Consider the following 26,525-nt stretch of genomic DNA (forward strand, 5'->3'; position numbering starts at 1 on the left):
AGACCTCGGCCTCCTCGGTCAGGAGCATGAGGAGGGCGGGCTCGCGGGTGGCGGTCTTGGCCAGGATGGTGGCCACACCGTCGAGTCGCTTGAGCTGGTCGGCGCGCTGGGGCTCGGTGAGGTCGGTCTCGGTCTTGACGCGGGCGCGCTCCTCGCGGACGAGCAGGCCGACGGCCTGGAAGGTGGCGCGGGTGGTGGCGGTGACGCGGCGTCGCTGGACGGCGTTCTCGACCTCGCGCACGGCCTTGGCGAGCACGGGCATGAGGCCGGTGTCGTCGTCGTGCTTCTTGCGCCGTGGCCCGTTGCTGCCTCGCTGCGCGTTCTGGCGCTGCGCGTTCTGGCGCTGGGGGTTCTGGCGCTGGGTTCGTGTGGCCAACAGGCTCCTCCTCCGCGACCGGACGTCCGTCACGGTCGGCGGCGGACGGCTGGTCCGTCCCCCGCGACAGGGCGTACGGCGGCTCGCCCGCCAGTGAGATCGGCGGTGGGGCGGCGGCTGAGCGTCATCCCCACGAGCGCGGGCCGTGCGGCACCTGCTGGGCCAAGTGTAGACCGTTGCGGTGCACGACGCCTGCGTGCGGGGCGTTTCGGGGTGCGGGAGCCTCTCAGCCGAACGTCGAGCGGACGATGAGGGCCACGGCCGACGCCCCGCTGACGAGCAGCACGAGGGGTCGCACGACGTGGGCCGGGAGCCGCCGCCGCAGCGGCCCGCTCACCGCGAAGCCGAGCACGAGCGCCGGCACGGCGGCGAGCGCGAACCAGGCCTCGTCGACGGTGAGCTCGCCGGCCCAGGCGAGCCCGACGAGGCTGAGCAGGGACCCGAGCAGGAAGTAGACCGCGAGCGTGGTCCGGATCTGCCGGGGCGTCCGTCGCTGGAGCAGCAGGGCGAGCGGTGGACCGCCGATCGACGACGCGGTCCCGGTGACACCGCTGACGAATCCGGCACCACTGAGGGTTCCTCGGTTGACCGGGATGACCACGGTGCGCGCGGTGAGGAGCACCGCCGCAAGGACCATGGCGCCGACGGCGACGCCGAGCTGACGGTCGTCGACGCTCGCCACGACCCACACGCCGACGACGGTCCCGACGACGCGCGCCGGGAAGGCCCACCCGAGTCCGCCCCAGTCGATCTCGTCGCGCTCGCGGGCGAGCGTCACGATGGGCAGCAGCACGACCACCATGAGCATCCCGCCGGGCATGAGCTGCGGGGCCGCGAGCGTGACCACGGGAGCGGCGACCAGACCGAGACCGATGCCCACCGTCGACTGCACGAAGGCACCGAGGACGATCGCGAGGAGCACGACGACCAGCGCGACCGTGCTCATCTCCCCCACGCGACCACCCTAGGCACCGCCTCGCCACCGCCTCGCGGGGCCTCCGGGCCGGGGTCAGTGCACGGCGGGCGCGGCGGACTCGGCGTCGGGCTTGCGCAGGAACGGCACCAGCGCGACGAGCAGCAGGCTGAGCAGCGCGCCCACCAGGAACGCCCGCCGCACACCGTCGACGAAGGCGGCGCCCTCGCCCATCCCGGACTCGACGCCGGCGCTGGACACCACGGTCATGATCGTGATGAACAGCGCCGCGCCCGCAGCACCGGCCACCTGCTGGAGGGTGCTGACCACGGCGCTCGCGTAGGAGTAGAGCCGCGGCTCCACCGATCCGAGGGCGGTCGTCATGAGCGGCGTGAACGTGGCCGACAGGCCGAGCATGAGCACGAGGTTGGCGCCGACCAGCCAGGCCAGCGACGTGTCCGCGTCGACGTCGACGAGCAGCCAGAGGCCGGCCGAGACGAGCACCGACCCAGGCACCGCCAGGACCCGCGGGCCGTACCGGTCGTACAGCCGGCCGACGAAAGGACCGGTGACGCCCATGACGATGCCGCCGGGCAGCGTGATGAGGCCGGTCTGCAGCGCCGAGAGCCCGAGGGCCTGCTGCGCGAACAGCGGCAGCAGGAGGAACGACCCGAACATGGCCGACATGCCGATGAGCATCGCGCCGAGCGCGATGCGGAACTGGCCCGACGTGAACACGCGCAGGTCGAGCAGGGCGCGGTCGGTGCGCTGCAGGTGGAGCTGGCGGGCGACGAAGGCGGCCAGCGCCACCGTGCCCACGACGAACGGCAGCCAGGTGGGGGTGCCCGACGATCCCTGGGCGTGCTCGCCGATGCCCACGAGGCCGTACACGAGCCCGCCGAGGCCGAGCGCCGACAGCGGCACCGACACGACGTCGATGCGCTGGTTCCCCCTGGCCGAGACGCTCACGACGTAGCGGGCACCGATCACCAGCGCGGCGAGCGCGATGGGAGCGACCACGCCGAAGATCCACCGCCAGCCCAGGTGGTCGAGCACGAAGCCCGACATCGTGGGCCCGAGCGCCGGAGCCACCGCGATGACGACGGTGATGTTGCCCATCATGGCGCCGCGGCGAGCAGCCGGGACGATCGTCATGACCGTGGTCATGAGCAGCGGCAGCATGACCGCGGTCCCGGACGCCTGCACCACGCGGGCCACGAGCAGCACCGCGAAGGTGGTCGAGAAGAACGCGAGCGCGGTGCCGGCCGTGAACAGCGACATGGCCGCGACGAACAGCGTCCGCGTGGCGACCCGCTGGATGAGGAAGCCGGTGAGCGGGATGACCACGGCCATCGTGAGCATGAACGCCGTGGTGAGCCACTGGCCCGTCGACGGCGGCACGCCCAGGTCCTCCTGGAGGACGGGGATGGCGACGCTCATGACGGTCTCGTTCAGGATCACCACGAACGACGCCACCAGGAGGGTGGCGATCACGAGCACGTGCTCGCGCGGGAGTGCCCCGCTGCCGGTCGTCTCAGGGCCGGACGTCTCGACGTCGACGTCGTGCTGGGTCGTGCTGGTCATGCCACCCCTGGTGCTCGGTGCTGGTGCGCGCGGTGCGCTGGTCCGTGACGTCAGTATTCCTGATCGGAACACGATGCGGACCATGTCACCACGCTCCGCCGACAGAACCTTCCAACGCCCTCACCCGGCCAGGTGTTCCCCGGCCGACGGCGCAGCCGGCGGCGTCTCGGTTCAGAGCCCGTTGAGCACCCGCACCATGTCGTCCTCGGTGTCGCTGCCGATCTTCTCGAAGACCAGCTTGACGACGGGGGTGGCGAGCTTGGCCGCCCCCTTCATCTCGATGTTCGCGACGTAGGTGATCTCGCTGCCGGTGCCGTGCGGCTCGACGGTGATCGTGTCGGTGGTGTGGGCGGTCTCGTTGGTGCCGACGAACTGCACGTGGCGGTCGTCGAGCTCGGTGAGCTCGTACGTCAGCTCGGTGCTCACGCCGGCGATCTTCGAGGTGTTGTGCCACGTGGTGCCGACGGCGACAGGACCGACGCCGTTCTGCGTGCACGACTCGGTGCCGGGGTCCCACTGCTCGGCGTGGGAGAAGTCCTTGAGGTACTCGAGGACGGTCGCGGGGGCGGGCTCGACGGTGAAGGTCCTGCTGATCTCGGTCATGTCTCCAGCCTGCGCGACGATCCGGAAGCGGGCATCCCGACGAGCGACTCGCTCGCGCTGCGGCCCCCTGCAGCCCGACCTACGTTGGAGGAAAGACACCACGAAGAGGGGAACGAGAATGAGCACCGGAGAAGAGAAGACGCTCGACGACCTGCTGACCGACCTGCGGATCGCGATGTTCACCACGACGACCGACGACGGCACCCTGCGCAGCATCCCGATGGCGCGCCAGGACACCGACCTCGACCCCGCCGAGCTGTGGTTCATCACGGCCAAGGACACCGAGCACACGCAGGACGTCGCCAAGCGTCCCGACGTGCAGCTGACCTTCAGCTCCTCGGACTCGTGGGTGGCCCTCACCGGCCGCGCCGAGGTGGTCGACGACCTGGACAAGCTCAAGGAGCTGTGGAGCTCCTTCGCCGAGGCGTGGCTCCCCGAGGGACCCGAGGGCAGCAACTCGACGCTGATCAAGGTCAGGGTCGATCGCGCCGAGTACTGGGACACACCGGGCAGCAAGGTCGCCACGGCGATCAGCCTCGTGAAGTCGAAGGTCACCGGCGAGCCGTACAAGAGCGACCACGGCGTCGTCGAGAACCCCTGAGCCGATGAGCGGCGAGCACCAGCCGCCGAAGGGCGTGCAGGAGACGGCGCAGCGTGCGGTGCGGTGGATCGAGGACGGCAAGGCCGGACGGAACTTCACCGACACCGGCCGGCACCGGGCCCACCAGCTGGCGAACGGCGAGGAGCTCAGCGACGAGCAGGCCACGAAGATGCGCGCCTACTTCGCGCGGCACTCCGTCGACAAGGACGCGAAGGGCTTCAAGCACGGCACCGACGGCTTCCCGTCACCCGGTCGCGTGGCTTGGGACGCCTGGGGCGGCGACGAGGGCGAACGCTGGGTGGGCACCCTCGACCTCTGAGCCACGGCCTCGCCGTGGAGGACCACCGACAGGCCGCCCCGGGCACCCTTCCCGGGGCGGTCTTCCTCTGCCCACCTCCTCGCAACGGCGCCGCGCGGTTCGACGTCTCGTCAGCGGGTACGCCCAGGGCGGCGGCTCGAGTCCGCCGAGGTCGATCGAGAGGACGAGTGCATGACGTTGACCGGAGCCGCGGACGCCACCACCACCCCCACGTGGCTGCGCGTCGCGTCCGTGCCCGCGTCCCACGTGTACGTGCGGCACCTGTCCGCGCCCGACCCGGCGCACGACGACGCCGTGCAACGCCTTCTCGACCCCGCACCCGACGGCGGCACCCTCGTCCCGGGAACCCCGTGGTGGCCGCCGGCGATGCTCGACCCCCGATGGATCGAGCGGCACCACGACGACTTCGACGTCATGCACCTGCAGTTCGGCTTCGACGCGCTCGCGCCGTCTCAGCTGGAGGAGGTCGTGCACGCGCTCACCACCCACGACAAGCCGCTCGTGCACACGGTCCACGACCTGCGGAACCCGCACCACCCGACGCCGGACCTGCACGACGAGCAGCTCGACGTGCTCCTGCGCGCCGCCGACGTGGTCGTCACCCTCACCCCCGGCGCGGCCGATGAGATCCGGCGCCGCTGGGGGCGGGACGCGGTCGTGCTCCCGCACCCGCACGTGGTGGACCTCGCCGAGATGGAGCGGCGCACCCGCGTGCGCGAGGCGCCCGCCACCCGGATCGACCGCGTGGGGGGCGAGTTCCGCGTCGGCCTGCACGTCAAGAGCCTGCGGGCCTGCATGGACCCCATGTCGGTGCTGCCCGTGCTGGTCGACACCGTGGGCCGGCTGCCCGGTGGCGTGCTGCAGGTCGACGGGCACACCGACGTCCTCGACCCCGGCGGCGCCCGGTTCGAGCCCGGGCTCGCCGGGATGCTCGCCGACGCCCCGGACCACGTGGACGTCCGGGTGCACGACTACTTCTCCGACGACGAGCTCGTCGACCACCTCGCCGGGCTCGACCTGTCGGTCCTGGCGTACCGCTTCGGCACCCACTCGGGCTGGCTCGAGCTCTGCCGCGACGTGGGCACCCCGGTGGCCGCGCCGACCTGCGGCCACTACGCCGACCAGGCGCCGGTGCACTCCTTCACCCTGACCGAGGACGCCTTCGACGCACGCAGCCTCGAGGCGGCCGTGCTCGAGGCCTACACCTCGACGCCGGTCCCGGCGCCGACGGCGGCGGAGCGCCTGCGTCAACGGCAGGACCTCGCCGCCGCGCACGCCGAGATCTACGGCAGCCTGGTCACCGACGCGTGCACGCTCCCCGCGGCGGGACGGCGATGAGGGTCTGCCTCGTCGCCTCGTCACGCTTCCCGATCGCCGAGCCGTTCCAGGGCGGCCTCGAGGCCCACACCGCCACGCTCGCGACCGCGCTCACGGCGCGAGGTCACCGGGTGAGCGTGTTCGCCGCGCCGGGTTCGGACCCGACGCTCGGCGTCGAGGAGCTGCCGGTGCGACGCTTCCGTCCGAGCGACGCCGCACGCGCCGACGTCGGCGCGCACCCTGACACGTGGATGCAGGATCACCACGCCTACCTCGCGCTCATGCTCGACCTGGTGAGCCACGGGCACGAGCGCTTCGACGTCGTGCACAACAACAGCCTGCACCACCTGCCGGTCGCGATGGCGTCGGCGCTGAGCCTGCCGATGGTGACGACGCTGCACACGCCGCCGCTCGGCTGGCTGGAGTCGGCGATGTCGCTGGCGCCGTCCACGACCCGCTTCGCGGCCGTGAGTCGTCACACCGCCCAGGCCTGGTCGCACGTGGTGAGCGCCGACGTGGTGCCCAACGGCGTCGACACGGACCGGTGGCGTCCGGGCCCGGGCGGCGACCGAGCCGTGTGGACCGGCCGCATCGTCCCCGAGAAGGCGCCGCACCTCGCCATCGCCGCGGCCCGACGTGCCGGGTTGCCGATCGACCTCGCCGGCCCGGTCCTCGATCCGGGCTACTTCGCCGAGACGGTGGCGCCGCTGCTCGGTGACGACGCGCGTCTGCTCGGCCACCTCGGCACCGACGAGCTGGCCGACGTGGTCGGCCGTGCCCGGGTGGCACTCGTGTCACCGCAGTGGGACGAGCCGTACGGGCTCGTGGCCGCCGAGGCGATGGCGTGCGGCACCCCGGTGGCCGCGTTCGCCCGCGGCGCACTGGACGAGGTGGTGGGGGTGGACGCCGGCCGGCTGGCGCGACCCGACGACGTCGACGACCTGGCGCGCGCGGCACTCGAGGCGGCGTCCCTCGACCGCGCAGCGGTGCGTGCCCACGCCGTGCGCCACTGCTCGCTCGACCGGATGGTCCGCCGCTACGAGGACCTGTACCGCCGCGCCGGGGCGCCGCGTCCGTCGAGCACCGTGTCGTCGGTCGCGGAGACGCCGGCATGATCGGCTACTACGTGCACCACCACGGCCGTGGCCACGTGACGCGCGCCGGCTCCCTGCTCCCCCACCTGCCGTCGGGCACCGAGGTCACCGGGCTGTCGTCGCTGCCGCGGCCGACAGGATGGCCGCAGCTCTGGGTCCAGCTCGACCCGGACGCGGACGCCGACCCGTTCGAGCTGCCCGAGGACGCCACCGCGGGTGGGACCTTCCACTGGGTCCCACGAGGGCACCCCGGGCTGCGCTCGCGCATGTCGACGATCTCGCGCTGGATCGACGCGACTCGACCCGACGTCGTCGTCGTCGACACGTCGGTCGAGGTGGCCACGCTGTGCCGCCTGCACGGCGTCCCCGTCGTGTCCCTGATCCAGCCCGGCGACCGGACGGACCCTCCGCACACGCTGGGCCTGGGCCTCGCCGAGCGGCTCGTGGCGCCGTGGCCTGCGGACGTCGCCGACGTCGTGCGCGGGGTGGCACCCGACGACCCACGCCTCGTCCACGTCGGCGCCTTCTCCCGGTTCGACGGCCGTGAGCCCGTGCCGCCGGGCCCGGCACCGTCCGAGGACGGGACGCGGCACGTCGTGGTCCTCTCCGGCGCGGGTGGCAGCGCGCTCACGACCAAGGCTCTCGACCGTGCCCGGGCGTCGACACCGGGCTGGACCTGGACGCTGCTGGGCGGCCCCGACGGCACCTGGGTCGACGACCCGTGGGCGGCGCTCTGCCGGGCCGACGTCGTCGTGACCCACGCCGGGCAGAACGCCCTGGCCGAGGTTGCCGCGGCCCGCCGCCCGGCCGTGGTGATCCCGCAGGAGCGTCCCCACGACGAGCAGCGCACGAGCGCGGCGGCACTCGCCGCCGACGGCCGGCTGCCGGTGCTGGTGCTCCAGGAGTTCGCGGACGACGGCTGGCCCGACGTGCTCGACCGGGTCGCCGAGCTCGACGGGTCCGCGTGGCAGCGATGGAACGACGGGCAGGGGGCGCGGCGGCTCGCCGCCGTGGTGCTCGAGGTCGCGGGACGGGCGGGCGCGTGAACCTCGACGCCGCCGCGCCCCGCATCGCCGTCGTGACGGTCGCGCACGGTCGCCACGACCACCTGCAGCTGCAGCACCGGTCCCTCGGGCGCTCGGCGGTGCTCCTCGACGACTGGATCGTCGTGGCGATGGACGACCCGTGGCCGGCGCGGTGGCGGACCGGCTTCCCGCCCACGCCGCACGTCGTCGAGATCGACGCCAGTGACGCCGGGCTCCCGCTGGCCGCGGCCCGCAACCTCGGAGCCCGCACGGCCCTCGAGCGAGGGGCGGACCTGCTGGTCTTCCTCGACGTCGACTGCCTGGCCTCGCCCGGTCTCGCCCTGGCGTACGACGTCGCCTCGCGCCGACCCGACTGCGACGGCGCCCTCCTCTGTGGACCGGTCGCCTACCTGCCGCCGGCACCTCCCGGCGGCTACGACCTGCGCTCCGTGGCCGAGCTGGGCCGACCGCACCGGTCGCGGCCCGCGCCCCCACCGGGCACGGTCGATCTCGACCCCCACGGGCACCGGCTGTTCTGGTCCTTGTCCTTCGCCGTGACGGCCGCGACGTGGGGGCGCATCGGCGGCTTCGACGAGGCCTACGTCGGCTACGGCGGGGAGGACACCGACTTCGCGCAACGCGCTGCCGCGGCCGGCGTGCCGATCGCCTGGGTGGGTGGGGCGCGCGCCGCCCACCAGCACCACCCGACGCAGGACCCGCCCGTGCAGCACCTGCACGACATCGTCCGCAACGCCCACGTCTTCCACGCCCGCTGGGGCTGGTGGCCGATGGAGGGCTGGCTCGACGCGTTCGTGCAGCGCGGCTTGGTCCACGCCGACGACGACGGCTACCGCGTGGCCTCCACCGGCGTCTCCGACGCCCTGTGAACGGCGACGGCCCCGAGCGTCGAGACGCTCGGGGCCGATCTGCGCGCCCGTAGGGATTCGAACCCCAAACCTTCTGATCCGTAGTCAGATGCTCTATCCGTTGAGCTACGGGCGCACGTCCCGAAGGACGGAGACGAGTGTACGGGACGGCGTCGGCGCGACGGAAATCGGGTTCCGTGGGCACGACGCTCGGGGCGCATAGTCCTTCCGGACCAATTTTGCGTCTTTGCCCAAGAAACGACCCCGCCGGGCTCTACGGTGGCCTCACCTGCCCCGACCCCGGGGCCTTCCGTCGGAGGGAAGCTCCCCCATGCCCCGTCATTCCCTGCTGTCCTCGTCGATGTGCGCCAGCGTCGCGCTCGTCGCCGGCAGCGTCGCCTTCGTCGCCGCCCCGGCGACCGCGGCGCCCCCGTCCTTCGAGCAGTGCGCCGCCGCGTTCCCCGCCGCCGACCTCGAGTCCGGCCAGACCGTCACGGGCCTCACCACCGCCGGCCGCTCGCGCGGGTCCGACGTGACGCCCGAGGCCTTCAGCGGCACCTACATCGACACCCTCGAGAGCGACGACGGCGACACCCTCGTGTTCGACCTCTCGGGCTCGCGCATCACCAGGAGCGACGGCACCATCGACGCCGGCGTCTGGTCGGGCATCTCCGGCTCGCCGGTCTACGCCGAGGACGGGCGACTCGTCGGAGCGGTCGCGTACACCTTCGGCGGCAACGAGTCGTCGTCCATCGCCGGCATCACGCCGGCCGCCGACCTCTACGACCTGCTCGACGACGAGGACGTGTCGGCCCCCGCCGAGAGCATCACGCTGACGTCGTCGCAGAAGAAGCAGCTCGTGGCTGCCGGTGCGAGCAGCGCCGAGCTCGGCAAGGGCGCACGCCGCATCGCGCCGGTCTCGNGTGACGTCGCAGCCGGTGGCGCCAGCCTCGGCGAGGAGGTCCCGATCGTGGCCGGCGGCAACCTCGCCGCCGCCGACTCCTACGGCTCCCTCTCCAGCTACGGCCTCGGCACCGCCACCGCCGTCTGCGGCGACGACGTGGTCGGCTTCGGGCACCCGATGGACTTCCGCAACGCCAGCCGCACCCTCCACGGTGCGAAGACGTCGTTCATCCAGGCCGACGGCGTCGGCTCGTTCAAGATGGCCAACCTCGCCGCACCCCAGGGCGCGCTGACCCACGACGGACTCGCCGGCATCGCGGGCCGCCTCGGCCAGGCCGTCGACTCCGCCATCGTCACGTCGACCGCGCGCTCCGACGGCAAGCCCGCCACGACCTACCGGTCCACCGTGCCGAACCCGGAGGCGCTGACCGAGATCGCCGGCACGCACGCCTTCCGCGACGCGGCTCTCGCGCAGGACCAGCTGGGTGGCGGCGAGTCGCTCGTGTCGTGGACGGTCAAGGGCACGGCCAAGGAGGACGGCAAGCCCGTCACCCTCGAGCGCACGCAGCGCTACAGCGTCACGGACTACCTCGGCGAGTACGTGGCCGACGGCGTGGCCAACGACATCGCGGCGCTGCAGGAGAACGAGTTCGCCAACCTCGACGTCGACGACGTCACGATCGACGACACGCTGACCTCGCCGTACAAGGCGCTGAAGATCGGCACCATCGACCGCTACTACCCGTCGCGCAAGGCGTGGGGCCGGCTCAAGTCCAGCGGCACGCTCACCGTCAAGAAGGGCACGCCGTTCAAGCTCCGCTTCAACCTCGTCAAGGCCGACAAGTACTCCAAGGCCACCCCCAAGTCGGTCGTCATGGAGATCCGGACCTCGGTCTTCGCCTACGGCACCGGCCGGCTGCGGATCCTCGGCGCGAACGAGCTCAGCGGCTGGGAGGACGACGAGGAGTACGGGGAGTCGTTCTACTGGGAGGACGACGAGGACTTCTACTACGACGACGAGGAGGACCCGCTGTCGGTCCCGGCGAAGGAGCCGGAGTCGGCCCAGGAGGTCGCGACCCTGCTGTCGAAGCAGTCCCGCAACGACGACATCCTCGTCTCGCAGGACTTCTTCTCCACCCGCTACGACGTGGTCAACTCCGATCGGACCACCCGCGCCGACTCGGTCGTCTCAGGCGCCTTCCAGTACCGCCTGAAGTACGTGCGCTGATCGCACGCGCACACGGACGACGACGGCGCCGCCTCCCGCACGAGCGAAGGGCGGCGCCGTCGTCGCGCCGGGGCCGGCTCAGCCGACCAGCAGAGGTCTGTACCCCGCACTGACGGTCAGGACCCCGGTGCCGACCGCCGGCGAGATCGCAGCGCTCACCGCGAGAGTCCAGTCACCGAGGCGGATCTCGTCCGGATAGCTCACGGTCACCTGACCGGTCTGGTCGGTGGGAGCACCGGCGAGCTCGGCCTCGAACGCGTCGGCGCTCGCCCGGTCGACGTCGAGCGCCTCGAGCAGGTCGCGGTACCCCTCCGCCAGCTGGTCAGGGGGGATCTCGGCCGTACGGGAGAGGAACGCGAAGATGTCGCCCTCGTGGTAGAACGTCAGGTCGGAGAGGTCGAGCTGGATCGACCCTCCCTCGAGCTCGAACCGCACGGCCCGCGGCTCGTCGCCGCCGTAGTCGGCCCGAGGCTCGGCCTTCCCGATCCCGAACGAGGCGTCGGACGGATCACCGGTCAGGTCCCAGACCTCGACGTCGCCGTCGACCGACCTCGCGGTGGGGTCGGTCCCGACCGATGCAGATGCCGACGCCGAGGCCGACGGGGCGGCTGCCGAGGGCTCGTCACCCCCACCGGTGCACGCCGTCACGGACATGAGGATCGCGACCAGGACCACCGCGGAGCGCTTCACCGTCCCACTCTAGGTCGATCGTCCCTCACCTGCCGGAGACGTCGTGCCGGCAGGCCGCAAGGCGCGGACGACGACCAGACGACGTCAGCCGGTGTTGCGCAGGCCGGCCGCGATGCCGTTGATCGTGAGCAGGAGCGCCCGCTCGGTCTCGGCCGACGGCGACCCGGCGGCGCGGGCCTTGCCGAGCAGCGAGACCTGCAGGGCGTGCAGCGGGGCCAGGTAGTGGTCGCGCAGCTCGAGCGTGCGGCGCAGCACCGGCGCCTGCTCCAGCAGCGACGACTGACCCGTCACGCGCAGCACCTGCTCGACCGTGCGCTCGTGCTCGGCGCGGATGACGTCGAGCAGGTGTCGGGCGTCGTCGGGCACGAGCGCCTCGACGTAGGACGCGGCGATGTCGAGGTCGGTCTTGGCCAGCGTCATCTGCACGTTGGACAGGAACGTGCGGAAGAACGCCCACGACCCGTACATCTCCTGCAGGGTCTCGCCGCGGCCGTCCTCGAAGGCGGCCGCGAGGCCGGACCCGACGCCGAACCAGCCGGGCAGGATGATGCGCGACTGCGTCCAGCCGAACACCCACGGGATGGCACGCAGGTCGTCGAGGCCGCCGGCTCCGCCGGGGCGCTTGGCAGGGCGCGAGCCGATGTTCATCTTGCCCAGCTCGTCGACGGGCGTGGCGGCCACGAAGAACGGGACGAGCGCGTCGTCGCGCACGAGCGCCCGGTACGCGACCTTCCCCTGCTCGGCGACCACGTCCATCGTCGTGTTCCAGCCGTCGAGCACCTCCTGGGGCAGCAGCGACGTGCGGTGCAGCGTCGACGCCTCGATGACGGCGGCGAGTGCCCCCTCGAGGTTGTGCCGGCCCAGGCCGGGCAGCGCGTACTTGTCGGAGATGACCTCGCCCTGCTCGGTGATCTTGATCGGTCCGTCGAGCGACCCGTAGGGCTGGCTCATGATCGCCTCGGCCGTGGGTCCGCCACCGCGGCCCACGGAGCCGCCGCGGCCGTGGAAGAGCCGCAGGACCACGCCGTGCTCGCGGGCGACGTCGCGCAGGGCGCGCTGGGCCCGGTGGATCTGCCACTGCGACGCCGCGATGCCCGCGTCCTTCGAGGAGTCGGAGTAGCCGAGCATGATCTCCTGCACGTCGCCGCGCGCGGCGACGATCCGCCGATACGACGGATCCGAGAGCAGGGCCTGGAGCAGGGGTCCTGCGGCCTCCAGCTCGGCCACGGTCTCGAACAGCGGCGCGAAGCCGATGCGCGCCAGCGCTGGCCCGTCGACGCCTCCGGTCAGGTCGACGAGCCCGGCCTCGCGGGCCAGCACGACCACGGCGAACAGGTCATCGACGTCGTGGGTCATCGACACGATGTAGGTCTCGACCACCTCGGGACCGTAGGTGTCGAGGGCGACGCGGATGGTCTCCATTAGCCGCAGCGACGCCGACGCGGCCTCCCCCAGCCGGGCCCTGTCGACCGACGCCCCGAGGAGCGGGCGGGCCGACGTCATCTCCTGCTGCAGCCGCTCGATCCGCTGCGGTCGCTCGAGGTCGCCGTACCCGGGCTCACCGAGCCGCTCGTAGAGGTCGGCCAGGGCGGCGTGATGCTTCGCGGAGTGCTCACGCACGTCCATGGTCGCCAGCCCTGCTCCGAACGTCACGGCGGTGCGGATGAGCCGGCGGATGGCGCCGTCGCCGGTCAGCGCGTCGCCGGCGGCGAGCATGGACCGGCGCACCAGCACCAGGTCGCGCACCATCTCGTCGAAGGACAGGTAGTCGCGGCCGGGCTCGTGCGGGGTGTCGTTCACGAGCCGGTCGCGGGTGCGCAGCAGGCGCACCCGCACGAAGCTGACCTTGAGCCGGTAGGGCTCGTCGGCGTTGAGCCGGCGGATGGTGCTCCACGTGATCGGCAGGGCCTCGGCGTCCTCGGCGAGGCTGTCGAGCAGCTCGGCGCTGGCCTCGACGATGCGGGTGGAGGCGGTCATCTCGGTGAGCAGCTCGTCGACCATCGCCACCAGCTCGCTGATCCCCGACGTGTGCTGCAGGTGCAGCACCTCGAGGGTGACGTCGGGCGTGACGTTGGGGTTGCCGTCGCGGTCGCCTCCGGCCCACGTGCCGAAGCGCAGCGGTCGCGACGTCTCGGGCAGCTCGACGCCCACCCGGGCGGCCTGCCGGTCGAGCTCGTCGAGCAGGCCGGGCACGACCTCCGAGGCGATGGAGCGCAGGTAGTACACGGCGGTGCGGGCCTCGTCCTGCGGCTCGGGGCGCACCACGCGCAGCTCGTCGGTCTGCCACAGCAGGTCGATCAGCTCGGCCAGGCGGCGCTCGCCCGTGGCGGTCTCGGACGCCGGACGTCGGGGGTCCTCGAGCTCGCGCACCGCCTCGGCGACCTTGCGCAGCAGTCGCAGCACGGTGCGTCGGCTGGCCTCGGTCGGATGGGCGGTGAACACCGGGCGGTACTCCACGCGCGCCAGCACCGTCGTCAGCAGGTCGGCGTCGAGGCTGCCCTCGGCCAGGGCCTCCTCGATGCGCCCGAAGGTGCCGGCGAGCGGACCCTCGGAGCCGATGGTGAGCTCCTGCCAGCGGTGCAGCTGCTCGGTGATGTTGACCAGCTGAAAGTACAGCGCGAACGCCCGCGCGAGCACCACGGCGCGCTCGGGCTCCAGGTCGTCGAGCGCCGCCCGCAGCTCGGCGGCGCCCTGCCCGCTGTCGGGCGTGCGCGCGAGGTGCCGCACCCGTTCCACGAGGTCCAGCAGATCCGGCCCCTCGTGCCGCGTGAGGGCCTCGCCGAGCAGCGTCGTCAGCTGGCGCACCGACGCGCGCAGGGCGGCGTGCTCCTCGTCGGAGGCGACACCGCCCGCGAACAGGGCGGCGTCGGGCGCGCGGCGGTCGGACTCGAGGATCTGCTCGGTCGTGCGGGGGCTGGCGGAGCTCATGGGTCCATCCTGCCGGTCCTGTGTTGCAGACGTGTGGCGCGTCCGGAGAACCTGCTCAGAGGCTGCTCAGTGGTCTTCTCGGAATGCGCATGACCCGACCCGTGTCTACCGTCGAAGGATGATCGCCGAGGAGCACAGGATCGCGTCGCCGCAGACGCGCTCACAGCTGTGGGCGAACCTGCTGCGTCTGGAGACGCTGGGCGAGTGGAGTGCGGTGAGTCGCTGCGCGTCCACCGGCTCCGACCTCCTCGACGCAGCGCAGTCGTACCTCTGCTCGTTGCAGCACGGCGAGGACCTGATGGATGCCACGGTCGTCGTCACGCACCTCGACCCGCCCGAGGAGCTTCGGCTGCGCACCACCTCGCCCATGGCGGTGGTGAACGAGCGCATCGTGCTCGAGCCGGACGGTCGCGGCACGATCGTGCGGTACTCCGCATCGGCCTCGTCGTCGATGTTCGGCCCGGCGGTCACCGTGTGGCTGCACGACCACGTGCGCCTGGTGCAGGACCGGCTGAGTCGTTACGTGCAGCGGACCGACCTGCTGCAGCCCGACCAGCGCTGAGCCCCTTCCGGACCTTCGAGGNTATCGGCGAGCACCCCTCGTCGTGCGCACGCCCCGGTCGTGTCGTCCGGTCTCTTGCCACGCGCGACGTGACGCGGCACACTGTCAGTACACATTATATAGAATGTAGGCTGATGTCTGTTCCAGGTTCTCCCGTCCTGCGCGTCATGTGGCACGAGGACGTGCTCGAGCTCCGGCTCGACCGTCCGCACCGACGCAACGCCCTCGACCACCAGCTGGTCGAGGAGCTGCTGCACGCACTCGCCGTCGACGCGCCTCGTGCCCGCGCCATCGTGCTCACCGGCGGCGACCTCCACTTCTCGTCGGGAGGCGACGTCGGCACGATGCCCGGCCCCTCCGACGGCTTGTTCGGCCCCGCCGCTCGGCTCTCGCTCATCCACCGCGCGGTCCGCGAGATCCGCGCCGCAGCGGCTCCGACCGTCGCGGCGGTGGACGGCTACGCGATCGGCGCCGCCTGGGGTCTCGTGCTCGGGTGTGACGTCGTGGTGGCCGCCGACGACGCGTTCTTCCTTGCACCGTTCGCCCGTCGCGGTCTCGCCTCGGACGGCGGCGTCGCGTGGCACCTGACCCGCGCCCTCGGCCGCCAGGCCGCGACCCGGCACCTGCTCCTCGGTGAACGTCTCGCGGCGCAGGACGCCTACGACGCCGGCCTGGTCACCCGGGTCTGCCCGACCGGCAGCGCCACGACCGTGGCCCTCGAGCTGGCCGCGGACCTGGCGTCCGGCCCCCTGGAGTCGCTCGCGGTGACGCGCTGGATGTGCGACGTGGCCGAGCACGAAGGGCTCGAGGCGTTCCTGCGCGAGGAGCGCGTGGGCGTCTCGCTCGCGGGTCACGGACGCGATGCCGCGGAGGGCCACGCCGCCTTCGCCGCGCGCCGGGACCCGGTGTACCGATGACGCCGGGGCAGACGCTCGTGGACATCGAGGTCGTGGAGTGTGCCACCTTCGTGGCGGGCCCGACGTGCGGCATGACGCTGGCCCAGCTCGGCGCTTCCGTGGTGCGCGTGGACCTGCCCGGCGGCGGCAGCGACTTCGGACGGTGGCCGTTGAGCCGGTCCGGCGCCAGCCTCTACTGGGCCAACCTCAACAAGGGCAAGCGGTCCGTCGCGCTCGACTACCGCACCCCCGAGGGCCGCGAGCTGCTGCTCGCCCTGGCCACCCGCGAGGGCCCGGGGCGGGGCATCTACCTCGACAACGTCGTCGGCAGGAACCGGCTGACCCACGAGGACCTCGCCGCCGTGCGCGCCGACGCCATCTCCGTGCACGTGGAGGGCTTCCCGGGCGGTCGTCCGGCCGTCGACTACACCGTGAACGCCTCGGTCGGCATCGCCGACATGACCGGCCCGGAGTTCCTCGACACCCCGGTCAACCACGTGCTGCCGGCCTGGGACCTGCTCACCGGGCTGCACGCCTCCGTCGCGGTCCTGGCCGCGCTCCAGAAGCGTCGCGCCGACGGCATCGGGAGCCACGTCGACCTCGCTCTGTACGACGTCGCGGTCTCCTCCGTCGGCGCCCTCGGCTGGTTCGCCGAGGCCGACGAGGCCGGCCACAGCCGGCAGCGGCACGGCAACCACGTCTTCGGCAGCTTCGGCACCGACTTCGCGAGCCGCGACGGCGAGCGCGTCATGGTGGTGGCGCTGACCGAGGGCCAGTGGCACGCGCTGTGCGCCGTCACGGGGACCGTGGACGTGTTCGCCGCGCTGGAGAAGGCACTCGACGTGGACCTGCGCCACGAGGCGGCCCGCTACGAGCTGCGCGAGACGATCGCCTCGATCCTGCGGCCCTGGTTCGCCGCCCGACCGATCGACGACCTCGCCGCGCTGCTCGACGAGGCACGAGTCCTGTGGGCTCCGTACCTGTCGGTCGACCAGGCCGGCGAGGTCGCCCGTGACGCCGCCCGTCCCGTCCTGCGCGACATCGAGCAGCCCGGCGTGGGTCGCATGGCCGCATCGTCGTCGCCGCTGCGCTGGGGCGACGACACGGTCTGGCCCTCGCCCGCTCCGGAGCTCGGGTCGGACACCCTCGCCGTGCTCACCGAGGAGCTGGGGCTCGGCGACGCCGAGATCGGCGGCCTCAGCGACCGCGGAGTGATCGCCCGCCAGGACGTCGCGTGAGCCTGGCCGACGCGACCACGCTGCTCTTCGTGCCGGGCGACCGACCCGACCGGTTCGAGCGCGCCCTCGCCTCCGGTGCCGACGCGGTGCTGTGCGACCTCGAGGACGCCGTGGCCGCCGACGCGAGGGACGCTGCCCGTGCCCTCGTCGCCGAGGCCGCCGCGGCAGGCGCGCGTGTGGCCGTGCGGGTCAACGCCGTCGGCACCACGTGGCACCGTGCCGACGTCGCGATGGCGGTCGAGCACGGGCTGCCGGTGGTGCTGCCCAAGGCCGACCGCGCGGCCGTCGTCGCCCTCGGCGAGGTCGCCGTCGAGGTCCTCGCACTGGTGGAGACGGCGCGCGGCCTGATCGACGCCGTCGACGTCGCCGCCTCGCCGTCGGTCACCCGCCTGGCTCTCGGCCACCTCGACCTCGCCACGGACCTCGGGGTGGATCCCGACGTCGGCGAAGTCGTCGACCACGCCCGCGCGGCCCTCGTCGTGGCCTCGGCCGCAGCCCGCCTGGTGGGCCCGGTCGACGGGGTCACCCCGCAGCTTCGTGACCCCGACCGCCTCGTCGCCGACCTCGCCCGCGCCGAGCGCCTGGGCCTTCGCGGCAAGCTGTGCATCCACCCCGACCAGGTCACCACGGCGGCGGACCGGTTCGCGCCGTCGTCGCAGGAGCTGGCCTGGGCCCGCACGGTCGTCGGCGCCGAGCGTGACGGCGTCGCCGTCGTCGACGGGCAGATGGTCGACGCCCCGGTCCTCGCCCGCGCCCGTCAGGTCCTCGCGCGAGGACGCCGACACAGCTCCACGTCCTCTGCCGCACCGTCCCCCACCGAAGGAGAACCCGCATGACCCTGCTTGACTCCCAGGTCGCCGTCGTCACCGGCGCCGCCCAAGGCATCGGTCTCGCCATCGCCCACGCGTTCGTCGACGCCGGGGCACGCGTCGTGGTCGCCGACCTCGACGCCGACGCTGCGAGCAAGGCCGTCGCGGAGCTCGGGGGCGACGACGTGGCTCTCGCCGTCGCCTGCGACGTCGTCAGCGCCGACGACGTCCAGCGCGCGATCGACGCGGCCGTGGAGCGCTGGAGTCGGCTCGACGTGATGGTCAACAACGCAGGCATCACCCGCGACGCGACGATGCGCACCATGAGCGAGGAGGCCTTCGACCAGGTGATCGCCGTCCACCTGAAGGGGTGCTGGAACGGCACCCGGCTCGCGGCCGCCCACATGCGGGAGGCCAAGAGCGGCGCGATCGTCAACATCTCCTCGCTCTCGGGCAAGGTCGGCATGGTGGGGCAGACCAACTACTCCGCCGCCAAGGCCGGCATCGTCGGGCTGACGAAGGCCGCGGCGAAGGAGATGGCCCACCACGGGGTGCGCGTCAACGCCATCCAGCCGGGCCTGGTCGCGTCGGCCATGACACGGGCCATGCCGCAGAAGGCCTGGGACGGCAAGATGGCCGAGATCCCGATGCAGCGGGCCGGGGAGCCCGAGGAGGTCGCCCAGGTCGCCCTGTTCTACGCCTCGGCCATGTCGTCCTACATGACCGGCACGGTGGCCGAGGTCACCGGCGGACGGTTCATGTGAGCGGACGTCCCACGCGCACGGTCGACCCGCTCGCCGTCGCCGGCCTGGCCGACCTGCTCGGCGCCGACGACGTCGACACCTCCGTCGGCGCACCCCTGCCGGCCCTGTGGCACTGGGCTGCTCTGGCACGGTGGGTGCCCCTGTCGGCCCTCGGACCCGACGGGCACGCGATCGACGACGGCCTGCCGACGCGCCGAGACCTGCCGCGCCGGATGTTCGCCGGCGGCGAGGTCGCGGTGCTGCGCCCGTTGCGCATCGGCGCCGAGGTCGGCATCGAACGTGTCGTCGAGGACGTGCGCGACACGCAGGGCCGCTCGGGGCCCCTGCGCTTCGTGACCGTCCGCGACACCGTGCACGACGACCAGGGCCCCGCGGTCCAGGAGCGGCTCGACCTCGTCTACCGGGCCGGCGCGGGTCTCGTCGCACCGTCACCGCCGGGCGCGGGCGTCCCGGCCTCCCCCGACGACGGCCCTGCCGGACTGTCCTCGACCGAGCGGGCCTCCTGGGACTTCCGTGCCGATGCCCCGCTGCTCGCACGGTTCAGCGCACTCACCTGCAACTCCCACCGGATCCACTACGACCACCCCTACGCGACCGGCACGGAAGGCTACGCCGGACTGGTCGTCCACGGCCCGCTGCTGGCGCTCGCCCTCGCCGAGGTCGCCCGTCGCCGGGGCGGACCGCTGCGCCGCGTCGCGCACCGTGGCCGCTCCGCCCTGGTCGCGGGCCAGCGGGCGCACCTCGACGTCGTGGATCCCGGTGCCGACTCCGGCCAGGGCTGCACCGTCGAGGCGCGCCGACCCGGTCCCACCGACGACCCCGACCACGCCGCCGAGCCGGTCTCGACCGTCACTGCCCACCACCACCTCGAGGAGACCTCGTGAACGACGCCGTCATCTGCGCCCCCGTGCGCACCCCCGTGGGCCGCTACGGCGGCTCCCTCGCCGCGGCCACTGCGGCCGAGCTGGCCGCCACCACCCTCACCGCGCTCGTCGAGCGCACGGGGCTCCCGACCGACGCGGTCGACGACGTGATCCTGGGGCACTGCAACCCGAACGCCGAGGCCCCCGCGATCGGACGCGTGGCGGCCCTCGACGCCGGGCTCGGCATCCGCGCGGCCGGCCAGCAGGTCGACCGGCGCTGCGGGTCGGGCCTGCAGGCCGTCGTCAATGCGGCCATGGCCGTCCAGACCGGCGCGGCGGAGCTGGTCGTCGCCGGCGGCGCCGAGAGCATGAGCAACGTCCCCTTCTACTCCACGGACATCCGCTGGGGCGGTGCGCGCACGGGCGTCACGATGCACGACGCCCTCGTGCGGGCTCGTCAGACGGCGGGCGGCCGCTTCCACCCCGTGGCGGGCGGCATGATCGAGACGGCCGAGAACCTGCGGCGGGAGCACGGCATCTCCCGGCACGACCAGGACGCTCTCGCGGTGCAGTCGCACCAGCGCGCCGTGGCCGCCCAGCAGGCGGGGATCTTCGCCGACGAGATGGTGCCGGTCACCGTCGGCTCGGGCCGGCGCGAGACGGTCGTCGACGTCGACGAGCACCCCCGCGCCGACACGACGCTCGAGTCGCTCGGCGCGTTGCGGCCGATCATGGGCAAGGTCGACGCGGAGGCGACGGTCACCGCCGGCAACGCGAGCGGGCAGAACGACGCGGCCGCCATGTGCGTCGTCACCACCCCCGAGCTCGCCGCCCGTCACGGGCTCACCCCGCTCGTCGCCCTGCGCAGCTGGGCCGTCGCCGGCGTGCCGGTGGAGACGATGGGGATCGGTCCCGTCCCCGCCACGGTCGACGCGCTCGGCCGGGCGGGCATCGGCTTCGACGACCTCGACGTCGTGGAGCTCAACGAGGCCTTCGCCGCCCAGGTGCTGGCCGTGCTGCGCACGTGGGGCGTGGAGCCGGACGACCCGCGCATCAACCCGCACGGGTCCGGCATCTCTCTTGGCCACCCGGTCGGCGCGACCGGTGCCCGGCTCGTCGGCTCGATGGCGCAGGAGCTGGCGCGCCGCGAGGGCCGGTACGGGCTGGTGACGCTCTGCATCGGCGGCGGCCAGGGCATCTCGGCGGTCTTCGAGCGGGTCGGCGCGTGAGCGGTCCGGCGGTCATCGACTCCCCGGAGGCGCTGCACGCGCTCGTGGGCGTCGAGCTCGGCCCGAGCGGCCCGCTGGTCGTCGAGCAGCAGCGCATCGACGCGTTCGCCGACGTCACCGGCGACCACCAGTGGATCCACGTCGACCCCGAGCGCGCCGCGACCGGTCCGTTCGGCGGTGTCATCGCCCACGGCCAGCTGACGCTGTCGCTGGTCACGGCGCTGGCGCCCGAGCTCTACACGGTGGAGCTGGGCACGGCGCGCGTGAACTACGGGTTCGAGCGCGTCCGATTCCCGGCCGTGGTCCCGGTGGGCTCCACGCTGCGTCTGTCCTGCCGCGTCACCGACGTGCAGGACCGCGACGGCTCCTGGCTCGTGACGTTCCGCTTCACGATGCTGCGCGACGGACACGACCGCCCGGTCTGCGTGGCCGACAAGCTGTCGCTGATCCTGGCCTGAGCCCCGCCTCGCGGCCACCCCCGACCCGCGCGCCTCGCCGGCCCGGACTCACCCACCGGCGGGGCGCGCGCTCATGCCCGGCGCCGTCCCAGCCACGCAGCACGAGGGCGGGTGGCGCCGTGCGCCACCCGCCCCGTCCGTGCTCGTCGTGCGTCAGCCGCTGTAGCCGAACGCCCGGTTCCACCGCGCCACGATGTCGGCGCCCTCGGTGCGGGCCTGCTCCGGCGTGTAGAGCTCGAGCCCGTCGGAGTCGCCCGACGGCAGCTCGTACGACCCGGTCCTCGTCGTGGGGATGTCGGTGCGTGCTGCCACGAAGCCCTGCGCCGCCGCGAACCGCTGGCCCGACGTCGACATCGTCCAGTCCTGGAACAGCTTGGCCGCCGCGGAGTCGAGGCCGGCCTCCGTGACGCCCTGCATGTTGTACGTGCCCGAGACACCGCTCGGCGGCACGACGAGGGTGATCGGCGCACCGGCCACCTCGGCACCGTAGGTGCTGTTGAAGCCCGAGGTCGCGACCTCGATCTCGCCGCGGGCGAGCGCCTCCAGCTGCACGCTCGTGGTGTCGAAGATGCGCGGCTCCTGGGCGGCGAGCTTCTCCCAGTAGTCGGCGTCCAGCTCCTCCTGGAACTTCGCGAGGCCCTGGACGGTGCCACCGGCGCCCGCGTTGACGATGCCGACCTTGCCCTTCCACTTCGGGTCGAGCAGGTCCGACCAGTCCTTCGGGGCGTCGCCCTTCTGCACCACCTGGTTGTTGTAGGAGAACGCGTACGCCGAGTAGTAGGGCGCGTAGTAGAGCCCGTCCTCGTAGACGACACCCTCGGTGTCGGCCAGGGCGTCGCTCGACGTCACCTCGTACGGCGCGTACACGCCCGCCTCGGCGAACTCCTCGGCCAGCACCGGGTCGGTGATGGTCACCACGCCGGCCTCGAGGCGGCCGGCGCCGGCCTCGCTCAGCACCCGCTCGGAGAGCTTGCCCGACGGCATCCGCGTCATGTCGACGTCGACGCCGGTCTCGGCCTCGAAGCGCGCGGCCGTGACCTCGGCGCTCTCGGCACCGGAGGCGGTGTACCAACCGACGGAGCCCTCCTCGCGGGCGGCCTCGAGCAGCTCGGCGTCGGCGACCTGCTCCCCGTCGATGACGAGTCCGTCGGAGTCGTCGATCTCCGGCATGGCGAGGATCTCCTCGGCGGCGCTGCCCGCGCCGGCGCTGCTGGAGCCCTCTCCTCCGCCGCCGCATGCGGCGAGGGTGAGGGACACCGCCGCGACCGCGGCCACGGCGAGGGNCTTGGACGTCCTGCAGGGGGTCGGGTGGTGAGGGGTGTCAGCGGTTCGCCAGGCGCCGTGGGATGTAGGAGAGGACGAACATGACGAGGCAGTACAGAAGGCTCATGGCCGCCGCACCGCGCAGGGCTCCGCCGTTCTCGAAGGCGTCGTAGATCGCGATCGAGAGGATCTTGGTGTCGGTCGTGTAGAGGAACAGAGGCACCGTCAGCTCGCGCATGCTGAGCATGAGCAGCAGCACGAACGTCGACAGCAGCCCGACCTTCATGAGCGGCACGGTGACCGCGAGGATCGCGCGGGTGCGGCTGGCGCCGAGCATGACGGCACTGTCCTCGAGGTCGCGATCGGTCTGCAGGATCGACGATGCGATCCCGCGGAAGCCCTGCGGGGACTGCACCGCGATGAAGGCGATCGCCATCACCGCGAGGGTGCCGTAGAGCGGGATCGGCATGACCAGCCACGTCCACAGCAGTCCCATGCCGAGCACGACCGCGGGGATGGCGAGCGGCACCATCGAGATGCCCTCGATCAGACGACGGCCGCTGACGGTGGTGCGGTAGACCGCGTAGCCGCAGAGGAAGGCGAGCACCGTGCCGGCCGAGGCCGCGATGACGCTGACCACGACGCTGTTGCCGGTGGCGTCGAGGAAGCTGCTGGACTGCAGCACCGTGCCGACGATCGACAGGTCGAACGCNAGCGCCAGCAGCGGCAGCAGGATCGACAGCGTGAAGAAGCCGAGCACCGCGACGAGGGCCGGCGTGCGCCACGCACCGAGCGCGATCTTCTTGTTCTTGACGCCCTTGCCGGTGACCGTCGTGAACGACCGCTTGGCGATGACGCGGTTCTGCAGCGTGGTCGCGATGATGACGACCGCCACGAGCACCACGGCGATGGCGGCGCTCTCGTTGCCGCGCGACGGCGTCGCGTTCAGCAGCCGGAAGATGAAGGTCGGNGGATCGCCGACCCGAGCACCGCCGGCAGGGCGAGCGGGAAGGAGATGCGTCGCAGCATCGTGCGGGTCGACGACCCGTGGATCTGCGCCGCCTCCTCCAGGTCGGGGCTCATGAGCGACAGCGCCGCGTGCACCATGAGGAAGGTGTAGGGCGCGTAGTACATCGCGAAGACGAGCACGAGGCCCGGCATCGAGTACATGTTCACGAACGCCGGCAGACCGACGTCGCGCAGCCCGATGTTGAGCAGGCCGGCGTTGGGACTGCCGAGCATCGACCACGCCAGCGCGCCGACGTAGGACGGCAGGAACATCGGCATGAGGCCGACGAGGTAGACGAACTTCGGGATGCGGATGTCGGTGCGGGCCGCGAGGAACGCGAGCGTCCCGCCGATGAGACCGGCGAGCAGCGTGGCCGCGATGGCCATGACCATCGAGTTGACGAACGCCTGCCGGACCTCGGGGACACCGAGGACCCCGAAGTTGCCGAGCGTCGGCGAGAGGCTGATGTTGCCCGGCCGCGGCACGGAGCCGGTCATGGAGGCCAGCAGCACGAAGCCGGCGGGCACCAGGATCAGGAACGCCAGGAAGGCGATCAGCAGGCCGGAGCCGAGCCAGCGGCGCATGAACCCGGCGCGGGTCCTCGGGGCACTCGTCCCGGTGGACGGTGCGGGCGACGGTGCGGCGGGTGCGTCGACGAGGGCGGAGGCCATCTCACTCACCCGCCTGGCCGGCGCCGACCAGCTCGGCGGGCGCCTCCGGGGTCGGGAGGTCCGGGACGATCCCGGGCACCTCGTCGGGCAGGACCTTCACGTCGCGCGCGTCGACCTGCACGAACACGCGGTCGCCGGGGTGGAAGACGTTGACCGCCGAGCCCGCGAGGGTGGCCTCCACGACCGGTCCGGCGTCGAGGGTCACCGAGCAGCGGGTGGTCGCACCCTGGAAGACCGTCACGCCGACGGTGCCCTCCCAGGCGTTGGCGACCTGCGCGTCCCGGTCGAGCGTCACCCGGACGTGCTCGGGCCGGATGCTCACGCTGGCCGGCACGTCGCCGAGACCGGCGGACTCGCTGACCAGCTCCAGGGGGTGCTCGGTCGACACGAGGCGGTGACCCGTCCCGGGCTGGACCGGGAAGATGTTGAGCACGCCGAGGAACGCCGCGATCGACGCCGAGGCCGGGGTGTCGTAGATCTCCGTCGGCCGGGCCAGCTGCGCGATGCGCCCGTGCTGCATCACGGCGACCCGGTCGGCCAGGGCCAGCGCCTCGCTCTGGTCGTGGGTCACGTAGATCGAGGTCAGGCCCAGGTCCAGCTGCAGGCGACGCAGCTCGACCCGCAGGTCGTCGCGCAGGCGGGCGTCGAGGTTCGACAGCGGCTCGTCGAGCAGCATGATGGCCGGTTCCATGGCGAGGCTGCGGGCCAGGGCGACACGCTGCATCTGGCCCCCCGAGAGTGCGCTCGCGCTCTTGTCGGCCTGGTCCTCCAGGCCGACCGTCCGCAGGGTGGTCAGGGCCTTCTCGCGCAGCTGCGCCTTCGCGACCTTCTGCATGCGCAGCGGGAAGGCCACGTTCTCCAGCACCGTGAGGTGGGGCCAGACGGCGTAGGACTGGAACACCAGGCCCACGTTGCGCTTGTTGGCCGGGACCCGGGTGCCCGCGTCGGCGTCGAAGACGGCGCGGCCGCCGATGCTGATGCGCCCCGCCGACGGCTCCTCGAGCCCGGCGACGCACCGCATGGTGCTGGTCTTGCCGCAGCCGGACTGGCCCAGCATCACGATGGACTCGCCGTCGGCGATGTCCAGCGACAGGTCCTTCACCGCCTGGAAGTCGCCGTAGTGCAGCGACAGGTTCTCGATGGTGACGTCCATGTCAGCTCTCCTTCGTCACAGGGGTGGGGGTGCGGACCGTGACGAGCGCATCCAGCGCCACCACTCCGTGGCCGTCGCGCAGGACCGCGGCGGGGTTGATCTCGGCCTCGACGACGTCGGGGCGGTGCTGCGCCAGGCGGGACACCGCCACGACCAGGTCGGCGAGTGCGTCCAGGTCGCCGTGGGGGGCGGAGCGGTAGCCCCGCGACAGCGCGGTGGCCCGGACGGACTCGATCATGCCGAGCGCCACCTCACGGTCGACGGGGGCCAGCTGCGCGGCACTGTCGCCGTACAGCTCGACCGTGACGCCACCGGCGGCCAGGACCACCATCGGACCGACGGTCTCGCTGACCCGGTAGCCGACGAGCATCTCCTGGACGACGTCGACGACCATCTCCTGCACCAGCACCGTGTCCGCGCCGACCTCGGGCCGGTGCCGGGCCACGCTGTGGAGGATGCGCTCGCGCGCGGCCTGCACGCCCGCGGCGTCGGCGACACCGACCTCGACACCGCCGACGTCGGACTTGTGGGCGATCTCGTCGGACAGCACCTTGACCACGACGGGGTAGGGCAGGCCCTCGGGCACGTCGTCGTGGGGTCCGAGCACGGCGCTCGCGGGGAACCGGGCACCGACGGCCGAGAGGACGTCGGCGGAGGCCCGCTCGTCGAGGGCGACGGTGGGGCCGGCCGGGTGCGGGACGGTGGTGAGCGCCTCGGGCCGCGGCGACCTGGTGCGCAAGGTGGCAGCCACGGACTCCGCGCACGACTCGACCGTGCGGAAGGCCGGGACCCCGGCGCGGTGCAGGCGCTGCAGCGTGACGAGCGCGTCGGGCAGCGCCCACGCGACGACCGGGAGGTCGCGGCCGGCGAAGTCCTCGATCGCGCTCGCTGCCAGCTCCGGGTTGAGCCGGGCCGACGAGCCGATCACGAAGACGAGCAGGTCCAGCTCCTGGCTGGCCTCGAGGATCCCGAGGACGGTCGTCACCTTGTCGTGCCGGGTGCCGGCCAGCGTGAGGTCGACGATCAGGCTCTCGGCCACGGCGATGCCGGCGTCGTTGATCGCGGCGAACGTGGCGCTCGACGGCTTGGTGACCCGCAGGCCGCGCATCTCGAGCTCGTCGACGGCGATCGCGGCGCCGCCACCCGTGGAGGTGATGACCCCC

General features: G+C 72.7%; 24 protein-coding genes, 1 tRNA gene and 2 pseudogenes. 15 read left to right on the forward strand and 12 right to left on the reverse strand.

Features of this window, described 5'->3' with window-relative positions:
• From ASF38_RS19160 to ASF38_RS07970, 4 genes and pseudogenes are all read right to left on the reverse strand, one after another.
• Positions 1-376: pseudogene (locus ASF38_RS19160) on the reverse strand (ATP-dependent helicase); the annotation flags it as partial.
• Positions 377-602: 226 nt separating this feature from the next.
• The gene (locus tag ASF38_RS07960) at positions 603-1,322 is read right to left on the reverse strand and encodes a sulfite exporter TauE/SafE family protein (RefSeq protein ID WP_056575015.1); all 720 of its coding nucleotides are present in this window, start codon (positions 1,320-1,322) and stop codon (positions 603-605) included.
• Between the two features lie 63 nt (positions 1,323-1,385).
• Entirely contained in the window at positions 1,386-2,873 is a 1,488-nt protein-coding gene (locus ASF38_RS07965; protein ID WP_056575018.1) for an MDR family MFS transporter, read from the reverse strand.
• Between the two features lie 171 nt (positions 2,874-3,044).
• Positions 3,045-3,476, reverse strand: coding sequence for an SRPBCC family protein (locus ASF38_RS07970; RefSeq protein WP_055961522.1), 432 nt, complete (start codon positions 3,474-3,476; stop codon positions 3,045-3,047).
• A 118-nt stretch (positions 3,477-3,594) separates the two neighbouring features.
• Between ASF38_RS07970 and ASF38_RS07975 the strand changes: the two genes are divergently transcribed.
• The 6 genes from ASF38_RS07975 (at position 3,595) to ASF38_RS08000 (ending at position 8,719) form a co-directional block, all read left to right on the forward strand.
• The gene (locus tag ASF38_RS07975; RefSeq protein ID WP_055961525.1) at positions 3,595-4,077 is read left to right on the forward strand and encodes a pyridoxamine 5'-phosphate oxidase family protein; all 483 of its coding nucleotides are present in this window, start codon (positions 3,595-3,597) and stop codon (positions 4,075-4,077) included.
• Between the two features lie 4 nt (positions 4,078-4,081).
• Entirely contained in the window at positions 4,082-4,396 is a 315-nt protein-coding gene (locus ASF38_RS07980) for a hypothetical protein (protein WP_056552086.1), read from the forward strand.
• Between the two features lie 171 nt (positions 4,397-4,567).
• Entirely contained in the window at positions 4,568-5,734 is a 1,167-nt protein-coding gene (locus ASF38_RS07985; RefSeq protein ID WP_056575021.1) for a glycosyltransferase family 4 protein, read from the forward strand.
• A complete protein-coding gene (locus ASF38_RS07990; RefSeq protein WP_235492844.1) occupies positions 5,704-6,828 on the forward strand; it encodes a glycosyltransferase in 1,125 nt (374 codons plus the stop codon). Before ASF38_RS07985 ends, ASF38_RS07990 begins: the two co-directional genes overlap by 31 nt.
• On the forward strand, positions 6,825-7,853 hold the full coding sequence (locus ASF38_RS07995; protein ID WP_056552091.1) for a glycosyltransferase: 1,029 nt from the start codon (positions 6,825-6,827) through the stop codon (positions 7,851-7,853). The genes ASF38_RS07990 and ASF38_RS07995 overlap by 4 nt, the downstream gene beginning before the upstream one ends.
• Positions 7,850-8,719 (forward strand): glycosyltransferase family 2 protein, encoded by an 870-nt coding sequence (locus ASF38_RS08000; protein WP_056552094.1) that lies wholly within the window; start codon positions 7,850-7,852, stop codon positions 8,717-8,719. The genes ASF38_RS07995 and ASF38_RS08000 overlap by 4 nt, the downstream gene beginning before the upstream one ends.
• Positions 8,720-8,761: 42 nt before the next feature.
• On the opposite strand, the gene ASF38_RS08005 is transcribed toward ASF38_RS08000, so the two are convergent.
• Positions 8,762-8,834: transfer RNA gene (locus tag ASF38_RS08005), tRNA-Arg, on the reverse strand.
• Positions 8,835-9,029: 195 nt separating this feature from the next.
• Between ASF38_RS08005 and ASF38_RS19165 the strand changes: the two genes are divergently transcribed.
• Positions 9,030-9,620, forward strand: a 591-nt coding sequence (locus ASF38_RS19165) for a hypothetical protein (RefSeq protein WP_235497514.1), incomplete at its 3' end; no start/stop codon positions are given.
• Between the two features lie 1,287 nt (positions 9,621-10,907).
• Here ASF38_RS19165 and ASF38_RS08015 read toward each other — a convergent pair.
• Positions 10,908-11,519: a hypothetical protein gene (locus tag ASF38_RS08015; RefSeq protein WP_055961547.1), complete on the reverse strand. Its 612-nt coding sequence runs from the start codon at positions 11,517-11,519 to the stop codon at positions 10,908-10,910.
• A gap of 84 nt (positions 11,520-11,603) precedes the next feature.
• Positions 11,604-14,447, reverse strand: coding sequence for a phosphoenolpyruvate carboxylase (gene ppc, locus ASF38_RS08020; protein ID WP_082480599.1), 2,844 nt, complete (start codon positions 14,445-14,447; stop codon positions 11,604-11,606).
• Between the two features lie 118 nt (positions 14,448-14,565).
• Here ppc and ASF38_RS08025 point away from each other — a divergent pair, with 118 nt between their 5' ends.
• The 8 genes from ASF38_RS08025 (at position 14,566) to ASF38_RS08060 (ending at position 21,266) form a co-directional block, all read left to right on the forward strand.
• The gene (locus ASF38_RS08025) at positions 14,566-15,009 is read left to right on the forward strand and encodes a hypothetical protein (RefSeq protein WP_056575037.1); all 444 of its coding nucleotides are present in this window, start codon (positions 14,566-14,568) and stop codon (positions 15,007-15,009) included.
• Between the two features lie 134 nt (positions 15,010-15,143).
• Complete coding sequence (locus ASF38_RS08030; RefSeq protein ID WP_082480600.1) at positions 15,144-15,926, forward strand: enoyl-CoA hydratase/isomerase family protein; 783 nt, start codon at positions 15,144-15,146, stop codon at positions 15,924-15,926.
• Positions 15,923-17,143 (forward strand): CoA transferase, encoded by a 1,221-nt coding sequence (locus ASF38_RS08035; protein WP_055961557.1) that lies wholly within the window; start codon positions 15,923-15,925, stop codon positions 17,141-17,143. Before ASF38_RS08030 ends, ASF38_RS08035 begins: the two co-directional genes overlap by 4 nt.
• Positions 17,140-17,979, forward strand: coding sequence for a CoA ester lyase (locus tag ASF38_RS08040; protein ID WP_082480601.1), 840 nt, complete (start codon positions 17,140-17,142; stop codon positions 17,977-17,979). The genes ASF38_RS08035 and ASF38_RS08040 overlap by 4 nt, the downstream gene beginning before the upstream one ends.
• On the forward strand, positions 17,976-18,716 hold the full coding sequence (gene fabG / locus ASF38_RS08045; RefSeq protein ID WP_056575044.1) for a 3-oxoacyl-ACP reductase FabG: 741 nt from the start codon (positions 17,976-17,978) through the stop codon (positions 18,714-18,716). Before ASF38_RS08040 ends, fabG begins: the two co-directional genes overlap by 4 nt.
• Positions 18,713-19,600 carry a MaoC family dehydratase N-terminal domain-containing protein gene (locus ASF38_RS08050; RefSeq protein ID WP_056575047.1) on the forward strand — a complete coding sequence of 296 codons (888 nt, stop codon included), beginning with the start codon at positions 18,713-18,715 and terminating at the stop codon, positions 19,598-19,600. The genes fabG and ASF38_RS08050 overlap by 4 nt, the downstream gene beginning before the upstream one ends.
• Entirely contained in the window at positions 19,597-20,808 is a 1,212-nt protein-coding gene (locus ASF38_RS08055) for an acetyl-CoA C-acetyltransferase (protein ID WP_056575049.1), read from the forward strand. The genes ASF38_RS08050 and ASF38_RS08055 overlap by 4 nt, the downstream gene beginning before the upstream one ends.
• Complete coding sequence (locus ASF38_RS08060) at positions 20,805-21,266, forward strand: MaoC family dehydratase (protein ID WP_056575050.1); 462 nt, start codon at positions 20,805-20,807, stop codon at positions 21,264-21,266. Before ASF38_RS08055 ends, ASF38_RS08060 begins: the two co-directional genes overlap by 4 nt.
• Before the next feature lie 153 nt (positions 21,267-21,419).
• Here the strand turns inward: ASF38_RS08060 and ASF38_RS19700 are convergent, their stop codons facing one another.
• From ASF38_RS19700 to ASF38_RS18445, 5 genes and pseudogenes are all read right to left on the reverse strand, one after another.
• Positions 21,420-22,436, reverse strand: coding sequence for an ABC transporter substrate-binding protein (locus ASF38_RS19700; protein WP_369815184.1), 1,017 nt, complete (start codon positions 22,434-22,436; stop codon positions 21,420-21,422).
• Between the two features lie 151 nt (positions 22,437-22,587).
• On the reverse strand, positions 22,588-23,241 hold a 654-nt coding region (locus ASF38_RS18435), incomplete at its 5' end, for an iron ABC transporter permease (RefSeq protein ID WP_235497516.1).
• Between the two features lie 259 nt (positions 23,242-23,500).
• Positions 23,501-24,209, reverse strand: a pseudogene (locus ASF38_RS19705) (ABC transporter permease); the annotation flags it as partial.
• A 1-nt stretch (position 24,210) separates the two neighbouring features.
• Complete coding sequence (locus ASF38_RS08075) at positions 24,211-25,362, reverse strand: ABC transporter ATP-binding protein (protein WP_056575052.1); 1,152 nt, start codon at positions 25,360-25,362, stop codon at positions 24,211-24,213.
• A 1-nt stretch (position 25,363) separates the two neighbouring features.
• Positions 25,364-26,525: acetate--CoA ligase family protein (locus ASF38_RS18445; RefSeq protein ID WP_200914457.1), on the reverse strand; the 1,162-nt coding region annotated here is incomplete at its 5' end.

Origin of the sequence: Aeromicrobium sp. Leaf272, from assembly GCF_001422865.1 — a bacterium.
Lineage (GTDB): Bacteria > Actinomycetota > Actinomycetes > Propionibacteriales > Nocardioidaceae > Aeromicrobium.